Here is a 24986-nt window from a genome sequence, read left to right on the forward strand (position 1 = left end):
CTCCACTTGGCGCGGGACAGCGTCGGGAAACAAGAAGGGTGAGTCGCATCAAATATTTGGGCAGCAAGGGTGACGCTCGTCCGGTGTTCTCCACTGCAAAAAATCGCACGACGTGAACGACCGACGGGTCGGATTAACCCTTGCGCTCAACTCCTGGCTGATTCAGAATCTTGGAAGTTCTCACCGGGAGCTAGACGATGGCAACCATCGGCACCTTGGCTTTTCTCGCAGTAGTCGGCATTCCTGCAGCATTGTTGATCGCGGCTCGCTTCAACGCACGCGCGGCCTACCGGAAGCAAATGACCGAAAATGCTCTGCGCTCAATGGGCAATTAGGCCCGGCCGCGGCGCTTGCCCATCGCCCGGTGAATTGCGGGTATTGCGGGGACATCAAGTCAGAGAAGCATTCCAACCTCCTGAGATCAGCAGAAGGCTCAAGGCTGCGTGGAGGCGCGCCCCGATGCCGAACCGTGCCGATCAGTGGACTCAGCAGGAAGACGCGATAATCAAGGAGTTTGCTCCAGCTGAAGCGGCGCGGAGGCTGCAAGGTCGATCATGGGGAGCCTGCCGGGCCCGGCGAAGGGCGCTCGGTGCCACCACACCGAAGCGTTGGACAGCCGAAGAGGACGCAATCATATGCGCGAACTCGATTGCGCGGGCAGTCGAGTTGCTTCCTGGCCGAACGCAAAATGCCGTACAGGGCCGACGTAGCGCGATGGGCTTCTCCACACAGCCGCGGTGGTGGACGCCTGCGGAGGATAGGAAAATTCGTAGACACGCGGCCAAGCCAATTCGGGAATTGGCAAAACTGTTCAAGAACCGCACGCCCGAAGCAGTGAGGGTCCGGAGAAAGGCACTAGGATGCAACGCCTATGTAAACTCATGGACTGGCGCCGAACTGGTCAGGCTTCGGAAAATGTGGCCTTCGTGCAAGCGCGCCGATCTGAAAGGTGCATTTCCACGTCATTCCGAAAGCTCGATTCTTCAGCAGGCAAAGCGAATGCAGTTGAAGAAGGACAAGCCAGCATTGCCTGATGATCTGCGACAGCAAATCAGGCGTCGAGCCGAAGAGGACAAAATCAGCATCAAGAAGTTGAGCCGGCAGCTTGGTTGTGGCGAATACTTCGTTGGTCCTCGCCGCAAGTCCAAAGGCGATGACTTCAATAAGATCGCGCTTGCCGTCGATTTTTTTGGCGGTCGACTCGTCATCGACTGGCAGGACGAGTGAGTTTTCCGCACCCACTTGACGGCGCAGTAGCTCACCGCTGTTGAGCAGGCCTTTTGCTACTTCCTTGCTCCGCAATCGCCCGACCAGCAACCTTACTTAGGGTGTTGTTCCGTCGACTGTCCAAGTTTGCTCGTTGGAATTATCGATGATCTTCAAAGCCGATGAGCGGGCGAAACTCGCCATGTAGCAATGATGGACACTCAGGATCCGTTCTTGCAGTTCCTGATCTGACTCTATCGCTTCGATGCTCAGCCCGATTTCAATACACTTGTCGATCAGGAAATGATGCGAATGTTCGGTTGTGCCGCTATAGTCCATCAGGCTCTTGGTTACTGCCTCTGCAGCGGTCAGCGGATCTGAAGCGCCTGATAGCATGTTGTGCTGCAGCCATTCCTTCACCATCGTCCGAGCTCCCTCGACCGATCGTTCGCAGTCGGAGATAAACGCGGGCGGGTACTTCGCGAATACCTGTTGCCACAGGAGGGCCTTCATCTGGTCCTTCTTTATCTCGTCCATGGCACGATCAACCTCGGCCAAGATGCCCATCGCGGCGAACCCGCGTATTTGCGGATCGGTCGGGCCCAAGCAAGAGTGCTTCCCAAGAAGGATGGTCTTCGTCGCGCAGGCCATCATCGTACCGGCTGACATAGCCATGTGCGGCACTATCGCTCGCAGGTCTTTGCCGAAGATCTTGTAGAGGTATTCGACGATCCCTCGGGCGGCCTCGATCCCGCCGCCCGGCGTATGCAGGATCAGATCAAGCCCCTTGTCCTTGGGCAGACCATGGATGACGGCCATGAAGCCGTTCATGTCGAGGTCGCTGATCGCGCATTCCGCGTGGAAACGACCTTCCTTGTCCCGCTTCCAAAGGAAGCCGGAATAGTACCCAATGACGGGGCGCCCCGTCTTGGAAGTCAGAGCCTTGAGGTATTTCTTGCGGACTTGGTCGTGCGCATCGGGCGCACTAAGACTATCAATCTCTTGATTTATTTCGTTCCACGCCGGCATGATCGGTCCGCGTTGTGTGTGACCTGACAGTGACCGGAGTGTAATCGGAGTAGGCCGAGAAGTTAGTTTCCCATGCGGCCTCGTACGAGCCCAAGGTAGCCTGATGGCCGCCAACGGCTATTCCGAGTGTGCCTAGTACGGCTTCGCGATTTCCCATGACGGCCCCATGTCGTTGCTTGTTGGACGCCCTGCTTCTCGTCCGATTCTGGCCTGAGTCTGGCTTGCCTATCATGGAAATCCCTCAATGGGCATGGTTTTTTCTACCAAACCACAACGGAGCTTGCCGTACGCGGGTTCCGGGTAGGAGGCCCGATTCGCGGTTAACACACCGTTGACCATATTCATTCAGCCTGATTTTGCGTACACGAGCTGCGACTTGCCCCCTCTCGCATCCCCCACCGCCGGCCCCTCCGATGTCAGACCCCACCGCCGAGACTGCCCGTCTGATGAAGGTCGCCGAGGCGGTCGTGTACGAAATGGACCGTCAGGGCGTCGCCAACATGCTGGCTGATCGAGGCTTCAAGATCATGGATCTGGCCAAGGTCGTGATCCGCGCCGCGGACGGCGATGTGATTCCATTCTGAAAGCCGTGATGGCAGAAGACGACCGCGGCCGGATCATCAAGCATACTCCGGTCGCTCCCAGTGAGGGCTCACCCGTCCGCCGAATAGAAAAGGGGCCGCTCGCGTAAACGGCCCCCTGCCGGAAATTCTCGAAATACTGATCTTCGCTGAAATCCTGCCCCGGCCCGAAAATTGTAGCCCACTTCGCACGCGCAGCAATCCGGCAAAGCACGGTAGCGCCAAAATGGAAAACCCCGTCACGCTGAGACGTGACGGGGCCGAATTCCAAGGCATCAATATGCAGGTGATCCGGACGGGCAAGGTCAGGATCGAGAAGTAAGGTAACTTAGATACCCTAATTATTTCTTATGAGGTCATCGAAATATCGACCGGTCTTTTACGGGGCCGGCGTAAGCTTGATGTCAGCTGAAATGTGTAGATACATAGGACTGCAACATGGAGACGACAGTTATCGCCCGGCGGCTTCAGGCTGCCGGGCGTTATTCGACGGCCATCTTAATTTGTTCTGTCGACCGGTCGAACTAAACAGCCCCCGACGGTTCGAACTTTTCCTCCGCCCGTCGTCATTAGCTACGCCATGCCCATGACAGAAGCCGACCCCGATCGATTGATGAGGGTAAGCGAGGCGATCGTGCGCGAGCTAGACCGTCAGGGCGTCGCGGATGCGCTTGTGAATGTCGGGTTCGACGCATTGGAACTGGCCAAGGTAGCAATTCGTGCGGCCGACGGAGTGGTGGTGCCTTTTCGGAAGCCGTCGTCCTGACTCCTGATTGACCAAAGTCTCGCATTTCCAGCACACGCCGGACGCCAGTCCTAGCGGCTTCCAGATCGCCGGATTCAGCGCGATCAGGGCCGCATGGGCTCGAAATCCCGGGAGTATATGTTCGGCGCCACCGTCCGGCATCTGGCCGAACGGGCTGTGGAGGCACGCCGGGATGCCGACTCGCTTGCCTGTCAGGCATGGAATGCCCGCATGCTCGCCTTCCAGGGACCAGCCCAGCCATCCCCTGCCCTCGGCGATGCTCTGAACGCCGGCTACGGCTATCTCGAGGTGAAGTGCCTCGGCTGCGACACCCATCAGACGGTCGCACTGGACATCGTCAGACGCCCAAAGTGGACGCCGATCCACGAGTTGGAACGGTACATGCGGTGCAAGCAGTGTTCGCGCCGGAACGGCCATCCGTTCAAGCGCAGCCACCTGGTGGCATTGCGGACGAACAAAATATCCGCGCTGAACCCGCCGTCGACGTGGTGGCCGGGAGAGCGGTGACACACTGCGGCGCCGCCAGAAGGACGTCCCCTCCGCCTCAGGGTTTACGAGGCTGTTGGCTCTCCGGACGCACTGCCTTGTTGCTTTCGGGCATCGCATCTCGGCCCTCATCCCCGGTAGCGTCCTTTCCGCCAGAGGTGGACGTTCCGCTTCCGCTGCTCGTGCTTTGGGACATACCGGTAGTGCCCCGGGGGTCTCTGCTTGGTGTCATCGAGCTGGCTGCCGGATCACCGGTGACAGCACCGCGGCCGCTGGGACTCCCTGAAGGCTGCGCAGAGACGGCTGAAAGGGCGAGGACCAGGAAGGGCCGGCGCGGCGGCTAGAAGTTTCATAGTGATTGGCTCCAAGATTTCTCCCGGGCAACTGAAGGAAAACGGTCCGCGTTCCTATTTGGCGTGGCCATTGCCGCCCTCTGCTCGTTGAAAGAAACAGCAGCGCCTACCCGGCGCTGAGCGCGATCCCCATCCGGCGTGAGAACTGCGCGTTCCGGCGAAGCTCAATTGAAACAATCGGCGAAATCTGCTGGTAATATTTAACTACTAGCCTCTCCGCATTGATTTGGGGAGAATTTCAGATGGTTGCTCTTTCGAAGCCCGTAACGGATCTCCGGGCCACGCACCGGCCGATGTCGAGCCTTGCGGTGGTCACTCTATTCAGCCTTTTCGGTTTGGTGCTGTCGATCGCCCTTGCGCGATACGGGATCGACGTCGGCGCCGGCCTGTAACGAACATTGCATGGCGCTATGCTGGCACGGCCTTACACTCCGAACGAATGTCTCATCTGAGCCGCCATACGCTGGACGGCGTCGGTGTACTGACCGTGGTTGAAATGCTGGTCGGCGACGTAAAGTGCCAAAAGGATGCCGAAAGCGAGCAACAAGCCCTTCATGAAATCACGCTCCTTTAAGGTCTGGGCGGCTCCGGATGTCGTGACGATTCCTGGGTTCTAGCTGGCGCTTCGGTCCGCGTCGGCTCCGGCAATCGGCTTGCCTCCACCGTTCTGTTGTCGCGTACCATCCAACCCGCCAGTCGAACGTAACCGCGCCTCAACAAGGGCACGAGCCGTTCCCGTGGCGGGTCTTGATCCATCGATAACCAGGATCGCAGCGCGGCTTTAAAGAGTTCTTTATGGATGTATCCGGAGAACTCCGGGGTCGAATGGAAGCCCCCGCCAGCAGCTTGGGGAGAGTGGAAGCGCCACCAATCGAGCCGCCCTTACGCTAAAACGCGATAAAGAAAAAACCCAGGAGCAATAGGGTGAGCAAAACAGACACTCCAGCTGCCATCTTTAGCGCGTTGCTGGGCTCCGCGGATCGGTTCATGTCGTAGACTGTAGTCTGGGACCGCGCAGCCATTCGGTCATGCTTGCACCAGCCTCAGCTTGCCGCGCCAGCTTCAACAGCGCTTCCTTCTCGGTCCCTGGGGCCAGCATTGCGGCTTGGTCGCGTAATTCCTTGGCTCGCTCGAAAAGGCGCTCTTCAAGTGAGTTGGTTTGCTTGACGCGACGGCGTACTTGACCCATGCATTCCCCTCCCAGCTAGGTTCCTGCGGAACGGGAATGTAAGTTTCATGTAAGCTATATGTTCCCCCAATCTTCGAGCTAGAACTTCAATAGGTCCGCTCTGAGGTGGCCAACCGCTCGGGCGTTCGATGCGAGGAGAACCTTCCCGAAGCTTTATGCGTGACCGTCAGCGAGCTGCCTTGCCCGCTCACCGCGGCGAACGTTTGTGGGACTATCAATTTTGATGGGAATCAAACGTCGGATCAGGTTCACCGCCGCCTCGGTACCCTTCCGACGTTCAGGCCCGGTTTCGCTGGTCGGGCACTTCGGACTGATTACAGGGTGTCAGGCGTTCGGAGCGGTGAGGATCGGTCTTCGTTGATCAACTCCTGCTCGGCCAAGCGCCAAAATTCTTCGTCGCGACCATCGGGCTTTCCCGCTTTTTCCCACAGCTCATAAGCTCGCACCGCTACCGCCTCGTCAATTCGTTTGTTCATGCGGCTTGCGTCCTGCTCCGCCGGTAGGCATCGATGGCGCGGTTCGCCAGCATAAGTTTGCGCCGCTCACCAGCCAGCGCGAGCTTTCCTATCGCGGCCACGAGGAAACTGGTTGCTTCATAGCCATCAATAATCTCGCCGGAACCATGAAGGAAATTCCAAGCGATCCGGACGGCATCCTCTATAGTTGCCTGTACGCTCTCACTGGTCATGGTGAACTAACTCTGGACGGAACACCGCGTTCCTATAGCGAAGGGCGCAGTCGCTGAGGCCAAGTCTACATGATGAGAGGAAGGCGTTCAGCCGACCCGATCAAGCCCTGCCCTACGACTAACGGCGAGTACCGGAAACTAAGAGCCTGACGGGTCCAGCTAGTCGCGCCGATTGTTCAGTTTCTCTTCCGCTTTTTGCGAGGCCGCGAGTGCTGCTTCGCTGGCAGCCAGGATTCGATAACCATGCTCCATCCGCTCAAGAAAATAGCGCGTGAACGTGTCGTCGGCTGTCTCTCTGGCCCGACGGTACTGTTCAGCCCTCTCGAGATAATCGTCCGCGCTCATGAACGGAAAAATCCATCAGCGTTCGGACCGTTCCAGAGCGCCAGGAGCAGTGCCCAGCGGCCCGACATAGGCGCGAGCGCGCCTCGCGGCCTCGCGCCTTCCTCGCCGATGAGCCGAGCGGCCCCTCGTCCCGGGCGCCGATAGCATTCAACGCCGGACATAGACTAAACCCTTTTCATCCTGCCGCTCCCACTTATTCCCACCGTGACCTTCCTAAAAATCCTCCAGCGTAAGGCTTTAAGGAACGGCGAGCTCTTGGAAGTGTTTAAGCTCACACGGCTGTAACCGCACAGGTGCGCGCGACTAAGATGTACAAAGACGCGATCATGGACGAGTTGAGGCAGATTGAACTCGACGTGGTCGAAGGTGAAAGGCGGCTCGCTGAGCTTGAGGCGTTGCTGATCGAATCGAAGCGGCTGAATCAAAACGTCACCAAGGTTGAAGCCGAACTCGAAGTGATGCGCAAAAATCAGCTCGACAGAGAGCAGAACCGCCAACGCCTGCTTTCGCTTCTACACCCCTAGTAGGCATTATTGATGACCCCCCGAGAGCGCAAAGACATGCCTTGGATTATCGCCGCCGCCGCTTTGTCTTTAGTCGTCGCGGCCGTGGCGGGAGGAATGACCTATTTTCATTAGCCAGATCGGGTGCCTGCAGGGGGCGAACCCGCTCGTTTCACTCCTCCTTCGGAGGGTAATCCGTTCCAAACTTCTGTACAAAACAGCACACGCGAGGCCCCGGCTTCCAATCCCTCTGGACGCCAGGGCCTATCACCCGCCTCTCCGTCATGATCGTCCGCACAAAACATTGTTCTTAGCTACACCACGTGCTGCGCCCGTCACTGCGCGTTCTAGGAACGACTCGGACCCCACCGGTTTGCCGGATGGGGCACATTCGGAGGAATACCCATGAGAATTACGAAAGTGGTTTTGGCGACGGCGTTTATCTTTGGATCGATTGCAGCGGCGTCCGCTCAAGGTGGAGGCGGCGGCGGTGGTGGGGGTGGCAATTCGCCCTCTCAGAAGAGCGGTCAGGGCGCTTCAAGCAGCCCGGCGTCGGCAAATCCTGGCGCAACGGCCAATGACACTGCCGAAAAGGGTGGGATGAAGAGCGGAACGGGAATGAAGAGCAGTTCTCATAAGCGCCATAAACGCCATAAGAAATCGATGTAGTGCTACATTGACCTGGAATTTTGGTCCCGCCGCCAAAGAGCGTCGGGACCATTTATGCGGGACGTGCGATGCGTGCGCCCGCCGACCAGAACGTGCCCATGGAGCCGCGACCTTTTGACCATCTCGCGCACGTCCTGAACCCTATCAATTGGTCAGCAATGCAGCTGCTCAGAGCCATGGGCTCAGAAACATTATGAGCTTCTGGCCATGAGGCATGCCGGTTGGCAGATTCGGTTAGCGCCGCCGGGCGACCCAGATCCCGATCAAGAAGGCGACGAAGAGCGACTGCAGGGGCGCTTTCACGGCAACCTCACGCAAGCGCTCGGCCAAGCGCAGAGCAACGTCCTTCGAAGGCTGCTGCGGCTGTCGACCGGGCGCTTCGAAAGTCCGACTGCTGCCGTCCTGCTCCTCGATTAGCCCAGAAGCTTCCGTCATGGCCGAGGTTTCTTTCATGTCCATGCGGCTCTCCTTATTGCAGGGCCAGGCGGACTTCCGCGTCGGCTTCGCGGTGAGCCGCTTCGCTGTCGTTCTGGCAAAACGCAAGCTAAGATCGCCAGTTCCAATTGCGGACCTCGATCGACGGAACGATCGCGACTGTGACAGTTTGAATCAGCTCATCGTTTGTGGAGTTGCGTTGTGGCGTTTCAGCGGAGGAAGCCCGAGCCGATCGGGACCAAGGCGCGCTTTCCCGGCTTCATCGCGCCGGCACTGGCGACGCCGATCGAGAAGGTGCCGAGCGGTACCCGCTGGATTCACGAGATCAAGTTCGATGGCTACCGCGTCCAGGTCCACCTCGCCAACGAGGAAGTGAAGATCTTCACCCGGCGCGGGCACGACTGGACCAAGCGCTTCAAGAAGGTCGCCGAAGATGCCTGGCACATCTCGGCCGCCTCCGCGATCATTGACGGTGAGATCGTCGTTCCGGCTGCAGATGGCACCACCGATTTCTCGGTGTTGCAGAACGAGTTGCGCGGGCACTCGACCAGGATCGTGCTGGTGGCTTTCGATCTGCTCTATCTCAACGGCCGCGATCTGCGGAAGCTGCCATTAACTGAGCGCAAGGCCGTGCTGAAGAAGCTCATTGCTGGCACGGAGATTCAGTTCAGCGAAAGCTTCGAGGTCGACGGGCCTGAGATGTTCGCCCATGCCTGCAAGCTCGGCTATGAGGGCGTCGTATCGAAGGTCGCCGACAGCGTCTATCCGACCGGCACCCGCAGCCGCGACTGGGTGAAGAAGACGTGCGTCCAGCGCGAGACACTGACCATCGCCGGCTTTGCACTCGACGGCAACGACTGGGACGGCATCTATGTCGGCCGGCGCGAGGGCGGCGAGTTTATCTATGCTGGCAAGGTCGACCATGGCTTTGACAAAGCCTCGGCTGCCGATCTCCGGAAGCGCCTGACCCCGCTGATCCGACAGACGCAGCCCTACACCAAGCGCATCCGGCACAAGGGAATCTGGGTCGAGCCAAAGATCCTTGCCGAGATCGAGTACCGGGCCAGATCCGCCGAGGGGAAGGTGCGGCATCCGTTCTTTCGTGGCGTGCGGGAAGACCTATGAGTGAGCCCGCCTGCATCCTGTGTGACGATACCGGCTGCGTCGCGAGAACCACCCGGATCAGCCTTTGGATCGGCAATCATGCTTGTCGGTGCGGCGGCGCCGGTGCTCCCTGCCCCAAGTGCAACAGGCCGAAGCCGGACAATGAATCTCGTCGGCTGCCACGAGGGTTTCGGAGCATGTTCCGCGGGCGCGGCCGCCGATAAGTGACGCGGAAAGGTTAACTGCACGCCTGACGTGTAGAATGCTTGCTCGCTAGGAAGGTGCGAGATAGTCTCTCGACCATTGCAGGGCAAAAACATTTTTGTGGTGACGCGTTTGGAATTTCAACAGACTGAGCGCGGCCCCGATTTGAGTCCGTACCGGTCCAGCGCAGAGCGCAAACGTCTTTTCGATCCAGGTTTGCGCTGGATCATCGCAATCGGGTGCGCGATCGCTGCCTTCGCGCCATTTGATACGATATTCGCTGCGGCCACCTTCGGGAGCATGCTTGCCCGAATCGCGCTGATTGCCGTCATGGCCTGGACAGGCTGGCTCGCAGCATCACGATCCGGATGCGGCCTACACATCGAAGGACATAGCGCCAAGCGTCCATTCTGGATCGGCACTATGGCTGCGCTCGCCGTCGCGGTCTATGTCGCCGTGCTCGATTGTTACCTGTTCAGGGCGAAGTTGCGGCCCGAACTCGTCGAGCTGCTGCAGCAGCCGCTCTATGTGCGACTCATCGGCTTCATGATGCGCGCCTTTCTCGAGAACATCATCTACCGCCTTTTTGTGTTTTCCGTCCTCGCCTTCGCGCTGAGCAAACTTCGGCTGGCCTCCACTCCGAACATCGCCGTGGCGATGATCATAGCGCAATGCATCAATATCTCGTTCAACGTGGTGGTTTTGGAACCCGTCACCGCGTCACTTCTGTTTTACGACGCCATCCGCTACGTCGCGCCCGGCGTACTCTGGGCGTGGCTCTATCTCCGCTTCGGCTTCGTAACGGCTGAGGTGGCGTCCGTGGGATGTCACATATTCCTGCAGCCAATGTTCAGCGGATTCCTGCGCTAGCTTGAAGTTTCATTGTTTAGTCGATGTCGGACAGCTCTGCTGGGCGCGATCTGCTGGTCGCCTGTTGCGCTGGCCATCTCGTCACCTCTCGCCTACTGTTGAGGAAGCACTGGCAGCCAAAAAATTTCGCCGCCGGGGACGCTCCACCGCGATCCGCAACCTCAAGCCACCAAGTTCCTATAAACGCAATTGGGCGCACGCTCGGACGAGAAATTGATCCCGTCAGAGAGGCGCCGCTATGGCCAAGAACTATACCCTCCCATCGTTCGATGACATGACGGACGAACGTCCCCTCATGTTCGATGATCTTCCGGATTGGGCCGGCAAGGAGTGGGATCAGCGCTTCCCGCGAGCTGATGCTGCGCCGGTTCAGACTTCAGGTGAAGACCAGTGGGCCGGTGAGGAGTGGGATCGGCAGTTTCCGCGGGCAGACCAGCAACCACAGCGCCGCGCAGCACCGCAAAATGGTGAACAATCCTACTTGTCCGACGCCGACGTCGGATTGCTGTCCGACGATCAGTGGCCGGGAACGGAGCATCCGCCGGAACGCCCCCAAGCCGAGAGCAAGTTAAAGACATTCGGGCGCGAGGCTGCGCATGGTGCCTTGCCAGCTGCCGGCGGTGTTGCCGGTGCCGGAGCGGGCGTTGCGCTAGGTACGGCTGCAGCGCCATTCCTTGGCCCCTTTGCGCCGGCCGGGCCCATCATTGGCGGATTGATCGGTATGATCGGCGGTTCTACCGCGACCGATAAAGCGCAGGCGATCGCCCTTGACGCTATTGGCTTCAACGATGACGCGCAGCGTGCCGCCAACATCCAGGCGAACCCGAAGACGGCGTTTGTCGGCGGCATTGCTCCGGCCGTCGCAACAATGTCTCCCGCAGCCGGCGCCCGTGTCGGTGAGCGTGTCCTCGGCGGCGCGCTCATGGGCGGTTTCGAGGCCGGGCAGGAACTCTACAACGAAGGCTCAGTCGACCCGACGAAGCTGGCGGTCGCAGGCGCCGCGGGCGCAGCGTTCCCGCGCTTCAACCGCGCTGGTGAAGCCCTGTCCGGCGCTGGCGCTCGCGCAGTTGGCCGCGTCGCCGGCCGCCCCAATGTCGACCTCAACCCAGCTGCCCAGCCGGCACAGGAAGAGGCGCAGGTATCGCAGCAGCCCGCCGTCGAGGGCGAAGCTGCGACCGTCCAGCCCGCTCCTCCCGAGACCGGCGACACCGTAGGCAATCCACAATCCAGTCCGGAGCGGTCGGAGCGCGTTTACGGAAAAGACAACGCGCCGTCCGAACAGGGCGACATGCTGACCACAGGGGATGTGGATCCGGCAACGGCGGCGGCGTTGCTGGATCAACTCGAGGGAAAGCCTGCCCGCCAATCTGCGCCACAGCCAGTACAAGAGCCCAACCAGCAGCAAGTGGTTCGTCCCGCACAACAGGTTGAGGGTGTGCAGCTGCCATCATTTGACGAGATGCCAGGTGAACCCGAACCCGGCGCATCGATGCCGGCCGCCATGAAGGACGATAAAGTCCAGGGCGAAGTCGGCGCCGAAGGACTACCCGGCACGAAGCCCGACCTGCCCGAGACAGTGCGCGACTCCAAGTCGCCCACCGTGCGCGGCCTGATGGACAAGCTCCTGAAAGACGAAGGCGGCTGGGTCGACCACGGCAAGATTGTCGACGACCTGAAGTCCAAGCTCAAGGGATCGGCCTTTCTCCATTCATTCCTCGAGCCGGGACGCAAGCCGACCAAGAGCTACATCGCCCGCGGCGTCCACGATGACAATCTCAGCCCCCAGGAGGAATACGCACGCTCGCTCTCGGACGAACTCTACAAGGTGCGCAAGGCGAAAGAACAACACGTCATTGACCTGCAGAAGTGGGCGGCGTCACTGCCGGAGGAGCTGAACAACCCAAAGACGCTCGAGCGGATGTATTTTGCGCGCGAGGCCGGCAAGATCGGCCAGCTCGATCCGCATGAACAGGCGCTCTATAATCAGCACCTGAAACCCCTCTTTGACGAAAACGACCGGCTTTTCGATCAGGTTTCGAAGCTTGATCCGGACATGCTTGGTCCCAAGATTACGGAACACATCTACCGCATCGGAAAAGGCGACTCGCCGGAGCGAAACATCCTGAACCCGGGTGAGAGCGCCGATCCGATCGAGGGCACGTATGCGCTCGCCACGCGTCCTCGCGGCACGATGCTCGATCGCAAGTTCGTTGCGTTGGAGAGCCCGGAGGGTCGTCGCTATGTCATCTCGCTAAACCATGACGGCTTCACATTGTGGAACAATGGCCGACCGATGAAGGTGGTCGACCCCGGCTTCGAATACAAGAATGGCGAGAGCTATCAGTTGGGTCACCGCGACTTCACGATGAAGGAAGCGACGACACCGGAGATCGAAGAGCACGCCCGCGTGGCCGGCGGCGGCAAGCCCGAATATTACCACAACGCCGCCCTCTCCGCCTCTGCGGCCAATCTCGACCTTGGCGAGATTGCGCGGCACCTGCAGTTCCTGCAGGATCTTAAATCAAACCCCGAATTCCTGAAGCACGCCAAAAAGCCAGGCGAGAAAGCACCGGACAACTACATCGAGACGCGGCTCCAAAACTTCAAGGGCTGGAAGATGGACCCGCAGCTTGCGTATGTCATGGATGACTTCGCCCGCCCAGGGATCAACGAGCCTGCAATCAACCGCCTGCGGCAACTGAGCCAAGCCGTCACCAAAACGATCTTCTGGATGCCGACGGCGCACATCCGCAACGTGGGAGAACATTGGTTCGTTGAGCGCGGCTTCCGATGGCTCCCCGGTACTGGCGGTTATAAAAGCCTCGCCCTGGATGGCCTGAAGGCGATCAAGTCCGTCGTTCGCCAGGACGAATTGCAGAAGCAGTTGCGTGAGAGCGGAGCCGGTACGATCTACGGCGGCGTGATTTCGCGCAGCGCTCTCGAGAATCTCGCAAAGGGATTTGGGGAAGCGGTCAAAAAGAACCCGTCAAGATGGGACCCTATTGCGCGCCAGTTCGGCGTCGGTCCAAGCGATCTTGTGAAGGCTGTTTACAAGGCTTCAAGCCACGCCATGTGGGCCGCTAACGATATGTTTCTCACTCATTCCGTGCTCGAGCACATGCGCGACGGAATGTCGATGCAGGACGCCATCACGAAAGCGGAGCGACACATTCCGAACTATCGGATCCCAACCACCATCATGGGCAGCAAGCAAGGAGCGCGGATCTTCTCTCAGATTTTGTCCGAACCTACTTTCATGGTCTTCGGCCGCTACCACTATGGGGTCTTCAACTCCTACGTCAACATCGCCAAGGACCTCGTGCGCGGATCTCGCGGCAACAAGCTGGACGCGATCGGAAACTTGTTCGCCATGGGGCTGCTCTCATTCGCCGTCTATCCGGTTCTGGATAAGGCCGCGCGGTGGATCAGCGGCAACGACCACGCAAGCGCCTCGCGGCGCGGGCCTCTCGCGATCCCGTACCATCTTTACGAAGCGGCACGGGGCAAGGAAAACCTCACCACGGCAGCACGCGATACATTCACCCTGTCTCCGGCGCTCTCGACAGCCATGTCGCAGCTTTCAGGTCTCGATTGGCGCGGGAAGCCAATCATCGAACCCGGGGATGTTGCCAAGGCCGCCCGTGGCGATTGGCGCGGTGCAGCTAGAGCGGTCGCGCAGGAGGCTGATTTCCTGGGGCGCGGTCTGGTCTCGCCCTACTCCACCCTGACCACTACGATCAACAAGAACCAAAGCATCGCCGGCGGCCTGCGGGACCAGGCTCTCGATATCAGAAACCCGAGTCAGGGCGCGATCCGCTACGACCAGCAACTGCCCAGGAAGCTGCAAGAATCGGCGATCAACCGCCAAAAACATCCTGTTGGGCTAGCTGAGCGATTGGCGAACAAGGTCACTCGGCCCTAGGACAGCGGAGTGGTCATGTCCCACGCCGCGTGTTAATCTTGGTCATCGCCATCGTATTTCGAGGTCATTGCACCATGATTAGCAAGGCCGACGCGATTATTATTGGTTCTGGCGCATTGGGCGCGGCGACTGCCTACTACCTCAGCAAACGTAATGGCCTCAGCGTCGCTCTGATCGATAAGCATGAGATCGGATCGCAAACGTCACCCCGCGCGGCAGGCATGGTGAGCTGCGTTCGCAAAGGCGAATTGATGATAGGCCTCATCAAGGACGCATGTCGGAAGATCGAAACGTTCACGGAAGAAACCGGGCAGCCTCTAGATTGGGTGCACTCGGGCAGCCTCAGAATCGCGCGTCGCCCGCAAGACGCGGAGGTTATCAAGGGCGACCTTGAGCGAGGTCGCCGCATGGGCCTTGATGTCGAGTTGATCTCTCCAGAGCAGGCCAATCGGCTCAATCCATTCTTGAAGCCGACAGGCGTTGAAGCGGCGATGAGGATAGGTGACGACAGATACTTCGACCCGGCGCAGGTTGCCATTGGCTTCGCCAAGGCCGCCGCGGCTAATGGCGCAATCTTGCTACCAAAGACCGACGTACGTGCCGTGAACATCGTCGGCGGCGCGGTGATCGGCGTGACCACGGCGAACGGTGTCATTGAAAGCCCTGTCGTTGTCGATGCGGCCGGCGCATGGACGCGGCAGGTCGCGGAGGCAAGCGGGATCCGCGTGCCGCTGGTGCCGACACGGCAGCAATTGATCGTCACCGAGCCCCTGGATGGCGCGCGTGCCGACCTGCCGATGATCCGCATCATGGATGCCGCCGTGTATGTACGCCCGTGTCAGGGTGGATTCCTGTGGGGCGTCTACGAGGAAACGCCGCGCTTCTTCGATATGGAGAAGCTTGGGACCGGCTTCGACATCAAGGACATGCCGCTCGACATCGGCGTGCTTCATGCAGCCGCCGATGAGGTGAAGGATCAGCTCCCGTTCCTACAAACCGCCAAGGTGCGCGAATTGCGCGGCGGCATTCCGACGATGACCTCTGACGGCCACCATGTCCTCGGCCCAGCCGACGGCGCGAGCGGCTTCTATTTTGCCAGCGGCTGCAACGTCGCCGGTCTTTCGATCTCGCCGGCCGTCGGTGAGGCGCTTGCGGCCTGGATCGTGGACGGCAAGCCGCCTGTCGATCTATCACCGATGTCGGTCACTCGGTTCAAAGACCAATCGTGGTCTGAAGCACAATTGCAAAAGGAAGCCGCCTGGCAGTATCGGCACTTCTATGGTGCGGTCTGAATGCTGCTTCGGATCAAGCCGCGAAGAACTCAGGTTGAACACATCTTGTCCGCCCTGCCGCGCAAGCGGACCACCGTCAAGCACGGCTCAACCTCGCAGATGGGCTAAGAAGCCAGTTCGGATGGGATTTCACGTCGGAACGGCGACTTCGCATTCAAGGCCTTCCGAGCGCCAGTCAAAGCGCACCATACCGCCAAGTGGTTTGATGGTTCCTTCGATGAGGCGACTACCAAAGCCCTTGCGTTGTGGCGCATTTACGCTCGGTCCGCCCAGTTCGGTCCAGCGGAGCACCAGCTGTCGATTGTCGGCGCGCGACCAGGCCAATTCTATCCAGCCTTTTTTGTCGGATAGCGCTCCATACTTGATAGCATTGGTCGCCAACTCATGCAGGACAACAGCAATCGCTTGCGCCGCGGTAGGTTCTAACACGGTTTGAAGACCGTCCATCCGGACCCGCGTGCCGTCTTCATCAAGATAAGGGGCAAGTTCCTGCTTGGCGATCGCCGAGACTTCAGCGCCTATCCACCGCGTTTCAACAAACAGCGAGTGAACATTTGCCATCGCTTGGATACGCCCGCTGATCACCTCCTTGAGACCTTCGGAAGTGTCGGACTGAGAAAGATTGATGATTGCCTGTACGTTCGAGAGGATGTTCTTGCTTCGGTGCTCCGCCTCGCGAGCGAGAATGCTAATCTGCTCCTGAGCCCGCTTCTGCTCGGTAATATCCCTGGCAATCTTCGATGCGCCAACGATGTTGCCGTGGGCATCTTTGACCGGAGAAACAGTGAGCGAAACGGCGATTGAGCTACCATCCTTACGTCGCCGAACAGTCTCAAAGTGGTCGATCCGTTCACCACGTCGGATGCGCGTTAAAATCTCACGTTCTTCGCTTAGCCGCTCCTCGGGAATCACAAGCGTAATGGGCCGACCTACCGCCTCAGAGGCCGAGTAGCCAAAGATGCGCTCGGCCGCCTTGTTCCAGCTCGTAATAATGCCGTCCAGATTCTTGCTGACGATCACGTCGTCGCTGGACTCAACTATAGAGGCCAGCAGATTGGCCAAGCGCTCGGCACGTTCGCGGGCCGGCTCGTTGACGAGAGGCCCGCGTTGAAGTCCCGACTGGTCTTTGGATATCAATGGGGAATTCCCGAAACGTGGATGCTGCACTGCCGTTAGCGACTAATCATAGCACCAAAAACGGCCTAAATGTCTCCGTTGGATCCGAAGCAGTAAGCCTAGGTTAGAGCAGACGCCGGACTCGGTTTTAAAACACTCCCTGGGCCGGTGCTTTCGCCCGCTGCAGCAGCACCTGAAATCCGCTTGCGCGCGCCCTGAGGTTGCGCTTGGATGGAGTCTGGCCTGGAGAGCGAGTTGTGCGCATACTGGCGTTTGTCGCGCTTTGCGGCGCATTGGTTGCCGCGTCTGCGAGCGCTGAAACGGTCGACGTCAAATATCGGGGCGCGGTTGATCTCAAACCGTTCGCCTGCACCGACATAGCCCGTAGCAGCTTTATTCAGCGCGTCTGCTACGACAAGGCGCAGAGCTATATGCTCATCAATCTTCGCGGCACATACTACCACTATTGCGAACTACCGCCGGCCGTACTCGACGCATTCCTTGCCGCGCCTTCGATGGGACAGTTCTACAATCAGAACATCAAGGGTACCGGTGCGGATGGGCCGTATGACTGCCGAACGCATAGGGTTCCGAAGGCCGCCGCGCCTGATCCAGCAGGCATTGCTATGGCGTTACTGGGAGATTGAGGCTCATGGCTGACCTGTCTCCGCTGATACTGATCGTTGCGACGCTGAATTTAAATATCTCCGAAAGGATCAACATCGTCTCTCAGCCATCGCAGAACCTGGACCAATGTCAGCAAGCTGGCGAACTTGCAATTAAAGCCGGGACCCAGTTGGCGGGCTCTTGGTCTTCCTATGTGTGCCACGACAACACTCGCCAACAGGCAATAATGCGCGCGCTGGGCGTGATTGCCTTTGTGAAATCAGACGGCAACATAAAAATATCTGAGGGCTACAAGCTGACGATGGAGGAGTGCAAGACCATGGGGATGGCGACAGTCGCGACAGGGTTGTTCCCGAGGGGAAGTTGGGTTTGCTACGACTTGAAAGACTTTGAGCAAGCCCCACCGTAGTGAACGCCGCGCTACCCAATGTTGCTAGTGGACAACGACATCCCCGCTCCTATAAAATCGCCATGACTGAAAAGCTTGGTTTAGCCACAGGCGGTGATGCGAGCCCTGAGAAGGCCGTTCGCCTCACAAGCCCCGCATACCAAAAGGCCCATGGGTCGGCGCCCCACGCCAGCAAACCCTGCGGAGATACGGCATCGGCCGAGTACATCACGGCAGAGATCAGCGCCAAGCTGGCGTGCGTGGTGGCCTGTCCGCCGATATAAAACGTCGCCGCGGCCGGTGTCGTCAGGGCGTTCACGCCGAAGGTCATGCCGGACCACGTCTCACCGGTCAGAAGATCGACCATCACGCCTGCCCAGCACGCCGTCGAGACGGAAGCGGATGGGTATTCGCTCATCGCGACAAAGTATGGTCGTCCCACCACATAGCTAGGAAATCCGGTGATGGCCTGGACGTTTCCGTGCGTGTAAATCTTGAACAAGCCGCTGCTGGTTGTCAGTCCGTAGTCATTATTGCTCGACGCCCCATTGCCTGTGTAGAATACGCCCCCAAACGTCACTGACGCATCCTGAGGCGTAACGATCGCAGCCATGGTCACGCCAGAGACCGGCGTGTCTATGATCCCTGTAGCAGTGAGCCCTGCCCCACTCGAGAAGTACACGCCGGCACCTTGAAGCGGTGAGATCTGAGCGACCGGCGATCCGCTGACGGTAGCTCCCTTTCCTGTCAGCAAGTTCACAAATGAATTGCCAACCGGAACACCGACATAGCGCAGATGCGGCGTATAGGCAGGATGATCGCGATTGATCTCGGCCCGGAAGCCTGGATAAACCAATCGATTGCGCGGGATAATTAGCCCCATGACCGATCATGCGTTCAGGTTTTGATTGTATGTGCGATATTTCACGGTTTGTGTTCCGCTGGTCAGCGCAAAGCCAGAATTGTTCTGGAGCGCGAGACGGAACGAGCCCGGCGGCAGCAGAATTCCCTGAACAGCGCCAACCAGCAGGGTCTGCGACGCCGCAGCTATCAGCGGAATTACACCGCACGGAGCGAACGTTGGTGTCACCGTCGCCTGCGTTCCAGCAGTCAATTGCCCATCACCATACGTCGAGCCATCATCAAGCAATTGATAGAGCCACAACGCCAGCGTTGCGCCAGAGGCAATCGTCGATGATGCGATAGCGCAGCGCACAGACACGTCCATGAACTGATCGAGATTGGTACCGTTGGCGATGTCACTGACGGTAGACAGAACCGTCTTGCCGTTTGCCATCGACACGAGATCGGAGGAATTGATGCCGGTGGTCCAGGTTAGCCCGGCGCCATTGCCCCCGGTCCATGCAGTACGACTGGTCATGGGGTCTTCTCATCTACGGGCACCGACCCGTTGTTTAAACGCCAGGTCAACAGACCAAGCGAGATCAACCAATGTGTCGGCCTCCTTGCGGCTTCGTTTACAAATTCGGTTTCGAGGTCCTAGGTATTTTTGGGGCACTGTTAAGCGCGCGCGAGGCCCCCGGCCTGTCCAGCTACCCCCAGGGAGGTCCATCGAGCGCCTACGCGTGAAGCCGGCGCGGTGTGGGGCGTCGTTTGGATCTCGAAGCGCTGCGGGAGAAATTTAGAATTTGGACGGCGCGACGATCAGCGTTAGCCGGGATGCCCGCCGCGCACTTCGGGTGAAGTTGATGCTACAGCCATCAGTTCTTCATACGCGCGTCACGGAGCCGACGTGCTCCGAAACGCACGGGCGAGCTTATCTCGTATGACAATGAACCAAGCCCACAGCTTCGCAAACCAGTGAAGCTTCAGCAGCTTTGGCTTCACCACCGCGAACAGTCGTTCCACAATGAGTAGACTGGCGGCATACGCTGCGATGATCATCGCTGTGCCGCTGATCCAGTGGCCTTCACCAGCCACCGCTAGAGCGATGAGTTTCAAAGGCTCAACCAGACAGACCGGTACGGCTAACAGCGCGAGTGATTGGTAGGGACCAAGTTTCTCTATGGCTTGCCGCAAGCTAGTCACTCCCAACATACGCATCTCCCCCCTCATACGGATCCGTCCGCCGAGATTTTTTGCCGCCGGTCGCGCCACAGATCCGCCGACCTACGTTTATTTTCCGACTCGAGCCCGGGGGGGGGTCCCGTCGCGGCCAAGAGCTGACATGGCTAACAACGGGACCAGCGCAGCCAGTTGACCAAGTGCGGCGCGCGCTTTTCAGGCTGCAACTGTGCTGCTGTGCTTTCGTTCCTGGGCCGACCGGGAGCAACGTGTCGGGCTCGCAGCTGTCGGGCGGCCACGGGGACCTCGCCGCCAGCGCGCGCGTTTACGCACCCCATGACCACCATAGACATCATTCGCGTTCGCGACGGGACCTATGCCGTCACCCTCAACGACGACGTCGTCGCGGTCGGACTAACCAAAGCCGCCGCGTGGCGCGCGGCGGAGGAGCTGGTGATGTCCGACACCGCCGAGGACGCGCTTCTATCCCCCGCCCCGCGTCCCCAGCACCGGCAAGGCCGGACAGCGAACTCATGGCCTACGCAGCAACGCGGCCCGCTTGAAATCAGATGCGAGCGGCGTTCCGCTTGCGGAGTACCTCGGCAAGGTCGAGCAGACCAATCTTGCTCATAGCCCCGGTTTGTAGTATTTTCCTGAGATATAACTACAAATCATGGTTAAGGCCATGTCCGAGCAAGAGAAACGCCAGCGTAAGGCAGCCATTGGTTACACGCGGACCAGTTCGGCCGCCAACGTCGGCGACGACAAAGACTCGGTGGTTCGGCAGCGCAAAGCCATACAGGCGTATGCAAGCCGCGCGGGCTACCGCATCGTTGCCTGGCACGATGATCCGGCCGTCAAGGGCGCCGATGCTATCGACGCCCGGCCGGGCTTCGCGGCGGCCTTAGAACAGATCGCCGGCAATGGCATCCGCACCATCATCGTCGAGACTGCCAACCGCTTCGCTCGTGATCTAATTGTGCAGGAAACCGGCTTCCGGCGCCTGCAGGCTGACGGCATCACGCTAATCGCTGCGGACAAGCCGGACTCGTTTGTCGACGATACACCGACCGCGGTGCTGGTGCGGCAAATCCTTGGTGCTGTAGCGCAGTTCGACAAGGCGATGACGGTGGCAAAGCTACGTGGCGCCCGTGAGCGCAAGCGCCGCTCTGGCGCCCGTGTAGAGGGCCGCAAGCCTATCGCTGAAAGCCATCCGGAGGCCGCTGCGATGGCTCGGCAGCTGCGTGCACAACAGCCACGCATTTCCCTGCGGGACATCAGCAAGGCGATGGCGGAGGCTGGCATCGTCACCAAGCCCGGCAAGGGAAAGAAGCGGCCCGGCGGACAGTCCTACAGCGCGAGCGCGATTGCGGCGATGCTGGCCTGATCCTCCTCAGATTCGCCGGCTGCGCGGCTTGCCGGCAGACCTAGCGGGCGGCCCGCGCGTCACGTCGACAGAAGCAAGGATGTGCCAAAGGCCAACAAGCCGGCGGATGCCACCACCAGGCCGTCGAACATCGCACAGAGAACGTCGAATTCGCGTTCGTGCATCTGCCAATCCTGCGCTTGCTGACTGCGTCTCCCAAACTGATACACCCGGCTGGGGCTCATAACCCAGCAGCTAAGGGTGGTACCGTAGTCGCACGGGGGCGTAGTCCCGCGCCGGAGATTGAGGCAGCCTGCCCCCATGATCTCGCGCTTGGCGCCGGGGCGTGAGGGCCTAAGGGCGTTTGGGAGTTATTGGCTCCGCTTCTCGGTCCATCTCAGTATGCCCAGCACGAGCATGCCGATCGGCCAAACAATGAAGATAACTCTCTCCCAATCTTTGTACGCCCGATATTGATCAGCGGTATGAGAATAGCCCCGCGTCGAGCAATAGGCGCTATGGCAGTCGTGCGGTAGGCAGCCGCCATTCGCGCACTCCCGAATTGGACCATCTCCAAACCGGCCCGCACCGTAGATGAACAAAATCATCATGGGGACGCTGACCACCCAGGCAATGGCCCGCCGACCAGACTTGAATGAAAACCTCCAACCCATGCCGCCGAATATGCGCCGTAGGCCGCCGACATGCCAGTGTGGAAGATTTGTGGACCGCCCCGCCTGCCCGGCACGACCGCTGCCAGCGGGCCTCGTAAGATAAGCGCTACCTTGTCCCGATAAGTCCAGGACAGCGGGGCCGCGGGCTCTGCCGTTCGCGATGACCAGGCCAAGAGGGGATAGAATGAGCTTTGCCAGCAGGATGAAAGAGGCCAAGGCGCGGCTCGAGGCTGCCGAAGGGTACGATGATCCCTGGTGTACGCAGCTCGAGCCCGAGCTGAAAAACGTGGAGTCCATTTCGACCCACGCCATCATGGATCTGCTCCGAGTCAATGCAACGACTGCCCGAGGGCGACGCCTTGCCGCCGTCATGCGCACGCTGGGCTACGTGCCGATCCGAAGCCGCCGCCTGATGCCTGGCGGGTTCAGAGACACGTGTACGCGCGGCTGGGCCAAGCCCCTAAGGTCCAGTTCGGCGCACTGAAAGAAAAGAGCCGGAACGGGTTACCGGCCGAATTGCGCGCCAAATGCACCAGACATACCTCTCCCCCTTTCCGCCTTCAGTATGGGGCCAGCCCTTCCTGAAGCTCCTGACTAGGGAGAGGACCTCGTCGGCCCCGCGTACTAGTTTGCCCTTCCGACCCTCATGGGGTTCAGCACGGCGTTGCCCCCGCCGTGTCCGCCCGCCAAGCCCTTCTGGAAGGGGCCGGCGCTTGAGACGATTTTTTCGGCTCGTCTCGCAAGACGCCCGGGGCGGGTTGTCATCCCGCTGACGGAGCGACTTGCCTTGCAACCGTTCCCGGGGTTACCGGGCGCCTGAAGGCCGCGGGAAGGAATGGGGACACCTGAACCCGCGTGTTTTGATTCCGGTTCGATCAAACGATCGTCGAGCACACCGGCGTCACTCACCGCTTCGAGGTGCGGTGCCCTGCGGTCATTCATCTGCGGATGCGAGGTTTGGCCTCACGTTGCCGGCGACAGGATCATGGCCGATCTCGACCTGTCGCTATTCTCGCGACGATCGGCTGTGGTTCGTTTGATTTGCGGCGGGAGCCTCCGAGCAGACCCGCAATCACGTGCCACGGCCGATCGAACGTGGTGGTTCGTATCAGCGCGTGGGCCCGCCAAAGCTGGGTATACCCAGCGCATCGGTGAGCTTGTCGATGAATTCTTGCTGGCAGTTGGGGGCAACGAAGATCAAGTTGTCCTCGCCCGGCCATTGCCTCTGTCGAATTACGAGATCGCCGCTGTCGTTGAAGTAGATTGCAGTGGCTAATTGCTCCCGGAGCACCATCGCCCCGTCGACAGACCAATCGAAGTCATCTCGAGCGCCAGCGGCTGGCACCTCGGCGGCTGGGGAATTTCCGCGCTTCAACTTCCCCACTGGGGAATTTTGAATTTCCCCACGGCGCGCCCTGACGGTCTTATGGTCGCAGCCAATTTCTTCTGCGATGGACCGAGCGCTGCGCGTTGGATCGGTCGCTATCGCCGCATCGATTGCCGCGCGCGTTTCCGCCCTGGTTGCTTTGTGGGAGGTTAGATTTTCCTTGCGTTCTGAAACGGCTTCTGCCAAAGATAGCACATTCATATTTCGATCCCTGTCGAGATGTGGTTGCGATGCTCTCCCTAGGTGGTGGCCGAAAGAGAGTAGTGAGAGTTTCAAGGCGCCTCCGGCTTCGTCACCCGGGGGCGCTTTTGTTTTTGAAGTACAACTCGGAAGACACAGCGCTCCTCCGAGCGGAGACGCCCTGCCATCGATCAGACATGTGCACTATGGTGTGTGGTGGTGGGAGGCGTTTGTGACCGCGGCGACGCAGCGATGAGTGACTCAACCCATCGGTCCAAATCAGAGGCCCTGTAGAACGGAATCCTTCCTACATGGATGACGTCCGGTCCAACTCCACATGATGCGTACCGCGCGAGCGTTTGCACACTGCGGGCAATTCCGAAATTGTCTAGCAGGTAGTCTGACGCCTGACGTCGGCGAAGCAGTTTGCGATTTTCCATGATGGCCACCGTTTCGAGTTTCTCGGGATCGCCGAGCGTTGCCTTGCAATGTTGTGGGTGGTGCTTGTGGCTTCGTTTACGGGCCATCCGCGGCGGCGGCGCCCAAGTGCGACGGCGGCAGCAAGGCGTCGCGGTCGCGAGGGCATCCGGGGCTCTGGCGACGTCCGTATCGAAAGCAGCCCAGCGCCGCCTCATGGAACACCGTTACGAAACGGCGACCTTGAATATCGTCACCCGATGATTTGCGATTCCTGCTCATGGGCCGGCCCTCCAGCCCGATAGGATCGTTTGCAGGGACTCCAGCTCAGCGGCGTTGACTGTTTCGCAACGTGCCCACGCAACGGGCTCGATTAGCCCCCTGACTGCTGCCTCGACACAGTCGCGGAGATCACGCGGATCCATCGCGTCGAGTTCCCAACACCGCTGACCGTATCGTTCGGCGAACCATCGATAGCGGGGGTCCTTGCGCTTGTCCGAGACCGGGAACGACGGCAGGCCGATCACCTGGTTCGCCGTTAACGCAATCCGCCTGAGGTCGATGTGACTGCCGCCGTACTCAGCGAGTCGCTGCGGCAGATCGTGCTCGGACATGAACAGGCCGCTCGGATCGCGGTCCCCAACGTAGAGCGCCACCATGGGACGCCCGTCATCGTCGCCGGCGATATCATAGACCGCGGTCGCGCTGCCAAACCCGTGCATGACACGAAATCCAACCGCGTAATGGTCGAGCACGGGTTTTAGGACGCCCCGGATCGTGCCTTTCTCAGACCAGACTTCAACGCGGCAGGGCTGCTGATCCCAGAAGTCGCGGCGATAGGACCGGGCAACGGTGCGAGCGTATGCTGCGGGATCTTTCCACGTCGATACCCGCTCGAGTTCTCGGGTCTCGTCGACGATCCATTCCCATGGGATGAGACCTTGCTCGCGCGCAATCCGCAGCAGACGGTAAACCTTCTGCATCTCGTTGGTGGACATGGACGTGATAAGCCCGCGCGTGAACAGCTTGTAACCGATGCCGCGTCCGGTGATCGGCTGAGCCTCCTCGGCGATGTCGCGCATCTGCGCAATCAGATCGAGCGAGGCCTTCGCCATGCCGCGGCCGGGCTTTTTTGATCCTGTTTGAAAATGCTCATTCATGACA

Annotated in this window: 29 protein-coding genes; 16 read left to right on the forward strand and 13 right to left on the reverse strand. The window is 59.7% G+C overall.

Translation table 11 applies throughout. The features are described 5' to 3' along the window. The first annotated feature begins 197 nt into the window (after nucleotides 1–197). Together ACVMB0_RS27470 and ACVMB0_RS27475 are read left to right on the forward strand one after the other, a co-directional pair. On the forward strand, nucleotides 198–335 hold the full coding sequence (locus ACVMB0_RS27470) for a hypothetical protein (RefSeq protein ID WP_456754614.1): 138 nt from the start codon (nucleotides 198–200) through the stop codon (nucleotides 333–335). A 124-nt stretch (nucleotides 336–459) separates the two neighbouring features. Beyond that, a complete protein-coding gene (locus tag ACVMB0_RS27475) occupies nucleotides 460–1227 on the forward strand; it encodes a hypothetical protein (protein WP_456754613.1) in 768 nt (255 codons plus the stop codon). 96 nt (nucleotides 1228–1323) lie between these two features. On the opposite strand, the gene ACVMB0_RS27480 is transcribed toward ACVMB0_RS27475, so the two are convergent. Next, nucleotides 1324–2235 carry an SDH family Clp fold serine proteinase gene (locus tag ACVMB0_RS27480; RefSeq protein ID WP_456754612.1) on the reverse strand — a complete coding sequence of 304 codons (912 nt, stop codon included), beginning with the start codon at nucleotides 2233–2235 and terminating at the stop codon, nucleotides 1324–1326. A gap of 446 nt (nucleotides 2236–2681) precedes the next feature. Here ACVMB0_RS27480 and ACVMB0_RS27485 point away from each other — a divergent pair, with 446 nt between their 5' ends. The 4 genes from ACVMB0_RS27485 to ACVMB0_RS27500 all read left to right on the forward strand — a co-directional run bounded on the left by ACVMB0_RS27485 (nucleotide 2682) and on the right by ACVMB0_RS27500 (nucleotide 4813). Next, the gene (locus tag ACVMB0_RS27485; RefSeq protein ID WP_456754611.1) at nucleotides 2682–2819 is read left to right on the forward strand and encodes a hypothetical protein; all 138 of its coding nucleotides are present in this window, start codon (nucleotides 2682–2684) and stop codon (nucleotides 2817–2819) included. A 583-nt stretch (nucleotides 2820–3402) separates the two neighbouring features. Beyond that, nucleotides 3403–3582 (forward strand): hypothetical protein, encoded by a 180-nt coding sequence (locus ACVMB0_RS27490; protein WP_456754610.1) that lies wholly within the window; start codon nucleotides 3403–3405, stop codon nucleotides 3580–3582. 93 nt (nucleotides 3583–3675) lie between these two features. Next, nucleotides 3676–4089 (forward strand): hypothetical protein, encoded by a 414-nt coding sequence (locus ACVMB0_RS27495; RefSeq protein ID WP_456754609.1) that lies wholly within the window; start codon nucleotides 3676–3678, stop codon nucleotides 4087–4089. Between the two features lie 574 nt (nucleotides 4090–4663). Continuing rightward, nucleotides 4664–4813, forward strand: coding sequence for a hypothetical protein (locus ACVMB0_RS27500; protein WP_456749497.1), 150 nt, complete (start codon nucleotides 4664–4666; stop codon nucleotides 4811–4813). Between the two features lie 32 nt (nucleotides 4814–4845). Here the strand turns inward: ACVMB0_RS27500 and ACVMB0_RS27505 are convergent, their stop codons facing one another. From ACVMB0_RS27505 to ACVMB0_RS27525, 5 genes are all read right to left on the reverse strand, one after another. Further along, a complete protein-coding gene (locus ACVMB0_RS27505) occupies nucleotides 4846–4977 on the reverse strand; it encodes a hypothetical protein (protein WP_456754608.1) in 132 nt (43 codons plus the stop codon). Between the two features lie 429 nt (nucleotides 4978–5406). Then, nucleotides 5407–5610, reverse strand: coding sequence for a hypothetical protein (locus tag ACVMB0_RS27510; RefSeq protein WP_456754607.1), 204 nt, complete (start codon nucleotides 5608–5610; stop codon nucleotides 5407–5409). A gap of 314 nt (nucleotides 5611–5924) precedes the next feature. Continuing rightward, entirely contained in the window at nucleotides 5925–6086 is a 162-nt protein-coding gene (locus ACVMB0_RS27515) for a DUF2934 domain-containing protein (protein WP_456706837.1), read from the reverse strand. Further along, nucleotides 6083–6298: a hypothetical protein gene (locus ACVMB0_RS27520; RefSeq protein WP_456754606.1), complete on the reverse strand. Its 216-nt coding sequence runs from the start codon at nucleotides 6296–6298 to the stop codon at nucleotides 6083–6085. The genes ACVMB0_RS27515 and ACVMB0_RS27520 overlap by 4 nt, the downstream gene beginning before the upstream one ends. Nucleotides 6299–6457: 159 nt before the next feature. Beyond that, complete coding sequence (locus tag ACVMB0_RS27525) at nucleotides 6458–6643, reverse strand: hypothetical protein (RefSeq protein WP_456754605.1); 186 nt, start codon at nucleotides 6641–6643, stop codon at nucleotides 6458–6460. Nucleotides 6644–6951: 308 nt separating this feature from the next. Between ACVMB0_RS27525 and ACVMB0_RS27530 the strand changes: the two genes are divergently transcribed. Together ACVMB0_RS27530 and ACVMB0_RS27535 are read left to right on the forward strand one after the other, a co-directional pair. Further along, the gene (locus ACVMB0_RS27530) at nucleotides 6952–7167 is read left to right on the forward strand and encodes a hypothetical protein (protein WP_456754604.1); all 216 of its coding nucleotides are present in this window, start codon (nucleotides 6952–6954) and stop codon (nucleotides 7165–7167) included. 384 nt (nucleotides 7168–7551) lie between these two features. Then, nucleotides 7552–7815, forward strand: a complete 264-nt coding sequence (locus ACVMB0_RS27535) for a hypothetical protein (protein ID WP_456754603.1) — start codon at nucleotides 7552–7554, stop codon at nucleotides 7813–7815. 234 nt (nucleotides 7816–8049) lie between these two features. Here ACVMB0_RS27535 and ACVMB0_RS27540 read toward each other — a convergent pair whose 3' ends face one another. After that, complete coding sequence (locus ACVMB0_RS27540) at nucleotides 8050–8274, reverse strand: hypothetical protein (protein ID WP_456754602.1); 225 nt, start codon at nucleotides 8272–8274, stop codon at nucleotides 8050–8052. A 177-nt stretch (nucleotides 8275–8451) separates the two neighbouring features. Between ACVMB0_RS27540 and ligD the strand changes: the two genes are divergently transcribed. From ligD to ACVMB0_RS27560, 4 genes are all read left to right on the forward strand, one after another. Further along, the gene (ligD, locus tag ACVMB0_RS27545) at nucleotides 8452–9375 is read left to right on the forward strand and encodes a non-homologous end-joining DNA ligase (RefSeq protein ID WP_456754601.1); all 924 of its coding nucleotides are present in this window, start codon (nucleotides 8452–8454) and stop codon (nucleotides 9373–9375) included. A 282-nt stretch (nucleotides 9376–9657) separates the two neighbouring features. Continuing rightward, complete coding sequence (locus ACVMB0_RS27550; RefSeq protein ID WP_456754600.1) at nucleotides 9658–10428, forward strand: hypothetical protein; 771 nt, start codon at nucleotides 9658–9660, stop codon at nucleotides 10426–10428. A gap of 238 nt (nucleotides 10429–10666) precedes the next feature. Then, the gene (locus tag ACVMB0_RS27555; protein ID WP_456754599.1) at nucleotides 10667–14350 is read left to right on the forward strand and encodes a hypothetical protein; all 3684 of its coding nucleotides are present in this window, start codon (nucleotides 10667–10669) and stop codon (nucleotides 14348–14350) included. 74 nt (nucleotides 14351–14424) lie between these two features. Further along, nucleotides 14425–15642: an NAD(P)/FAD-dependent oxidoreductase gene (locus ACVMB0_RS27560; RefSeq protein WP_456754598.1), complete on the forward strand. Its 1218-nt coding sequence runs from the start codon at nucleotides 14425–14427 to the stop codon at nucleotides 15640–15642. 129 nt (nucleotides 15643–15771) lie between these two features. Here the strand turns inward: ACVMB0_RS27560 and ACVMB0_RS27565 are convergent, their stop codons facing one another. Next, nucleotides 15772–16779: a PAS domain S-box protein gene (locus ACVMB0_RS27565; RefSeq protein WP_456754597.1), complete on the reverse strand. Its 1008-nt coding sequence runs from the start codon at nucleotides 16777–16779 to the stop codon at nucleotides 15772–15774. Nucleotides 16780–17015: 236 nt separating this feature from the next. Here ACVMB0_RS27565 and ACVMB0_RS27570 point away from each other — a divergent pair, with 236 nt between their 5' ends. Both ACVMB0_RS27570 and ACVMB0_RS27575 read left to right on the forward strand, forming a co-directional pair. Further along, nucleotides 17016–17405 (forward strand): KTSC domain-containing protein, encoded by a 390-nt coding sequence (locus tag ACVMB0_RS27570; RefSeq protein WP_456754596.1) that lies wholly within the window; start codon nucleotides 17016–17018, stop codon nucleotides 17403–17405. Nucleotides 17406–17410: 5 nt separating this feature from the next. Further along, nucleotides 17411–17794, forward strand: a complete 384-nt coding sequence (locus ACVMB0_RS27575; protein ID WP_456754595.1) for a hypothetical protein — start codon at nucleotides 17411–17413, stop codon at nucleotides 17792–17794. 49 nt (nucleotides 17795–17843) lie between these two features. On the opposite strand, the gene ACVMB0_RS27580 is transcribed toward ACVMB0_RS27575, so the two are convergent. The 3 genes from ACVMB0_RS27580 to ACVMB0_RS27590 form a co-directional block, all read right to left on the reverse strand. Next, nucleotides 17844–18656 (reverse strand): hypothetical protein, encoded by an 813-nt coding sequence (locus ACVMB0_RS27580; protein WP_461348271.1) that lies wholly within the window; start codon nucleotides 18654–18656, stop codon nucleotides 17844–17846. Nucleotides 18657–18662: 6 nt separating this feature from the next. Beyond that, nucleotides 18663–19154 carry a hypothetical protein gene (locus ACVMB0_RS27585; RefSeq protein WP_461348272.1) on the reverse strand — a complete coding sequence of 164 codons (492 nt, stop codon included), beginning with the start codon at nucleotides 19152–19154 and terminating at the stop codon, nucleotides 18663–18665. A 359-nt stretch (nucleotides 19155–19513) separates the two neighbouring features. After that, the gene (locus ACVMB0_RS27590) at nucleotides 19514–19831 is read right to left on the reverse strand and encodes a hypothetical protein (RefSeq protein WP_456754592.1); all 318 of its coding nucleotides are present in this window, start codon (nucleotides 19829–19831) and stop codon (nucleotides 19514–19516) included. Nucleotides 19832–20483: 652 nt separating this feature from the next. On the opposite strand from ACVMB0_RS27590, the gene ACVMB0_RS27595 reads away from it, so the two are divergent. Together ACVMB0_RS27595 and ACVMB0_RS27600 are read left to right on the forward strand one after the other, a co-directional pair. Beyond that, complete coding sequence (locus ACVMB0_RS27595; protein ID WP_456754591.1) at nucleotides 20484–21185, forward strand: recombinase family protein; 702 nt, start codon at nucleotides 20484–20486, stop codon at nucleotides 21183–21185. An 837-nt stretch (nucleotides 21186–22022) separates the two neighbouring features. Beyond that, nucleotides 22023–22322 (forward strand): hypothetical protein, encoded by a 300-nt coding sequence (locus tag ACVMB0_RS27600; protein WP_456754590.1) that lies wholly within the window; start codon nucleotides 22023–22025, stop codon nucleotides 22320–22322. Nucleotides 22323–22946: 624 nt separating this feature from the next. On the opposite strand, the gene ACVMB0_RS27605 is transcribed toward ACVMB0_RS27600, so the two are convergent. Further along, a complete protein-coding gene (locus ACVMB0_RS27605) occupies nucleotides 22947–23426 on the reverse strand; it encodes a hypothetical protein (RefSeq protein ID WP_456754589.1) in 480 nt (159 codons plus the stop codon). 674 nt (nucleotides 23427–24100) lie between these two features. Beyond that, complete coding sequence (locus ACVMB0_RS27610) at nucleotides 24101–24982, reverse strand: hypothetical protein (protein WP_456754588.1); 882 nt, start codon at nucleotides 24980–24982, stop codon at nucleotides 24101–24103. Nucleotides 24983–24986 lie beyond the last annotated feature (4 nt).

Source organism: Bradyrhizobium sp. USDA 4451, assembly GCF_054822585.1.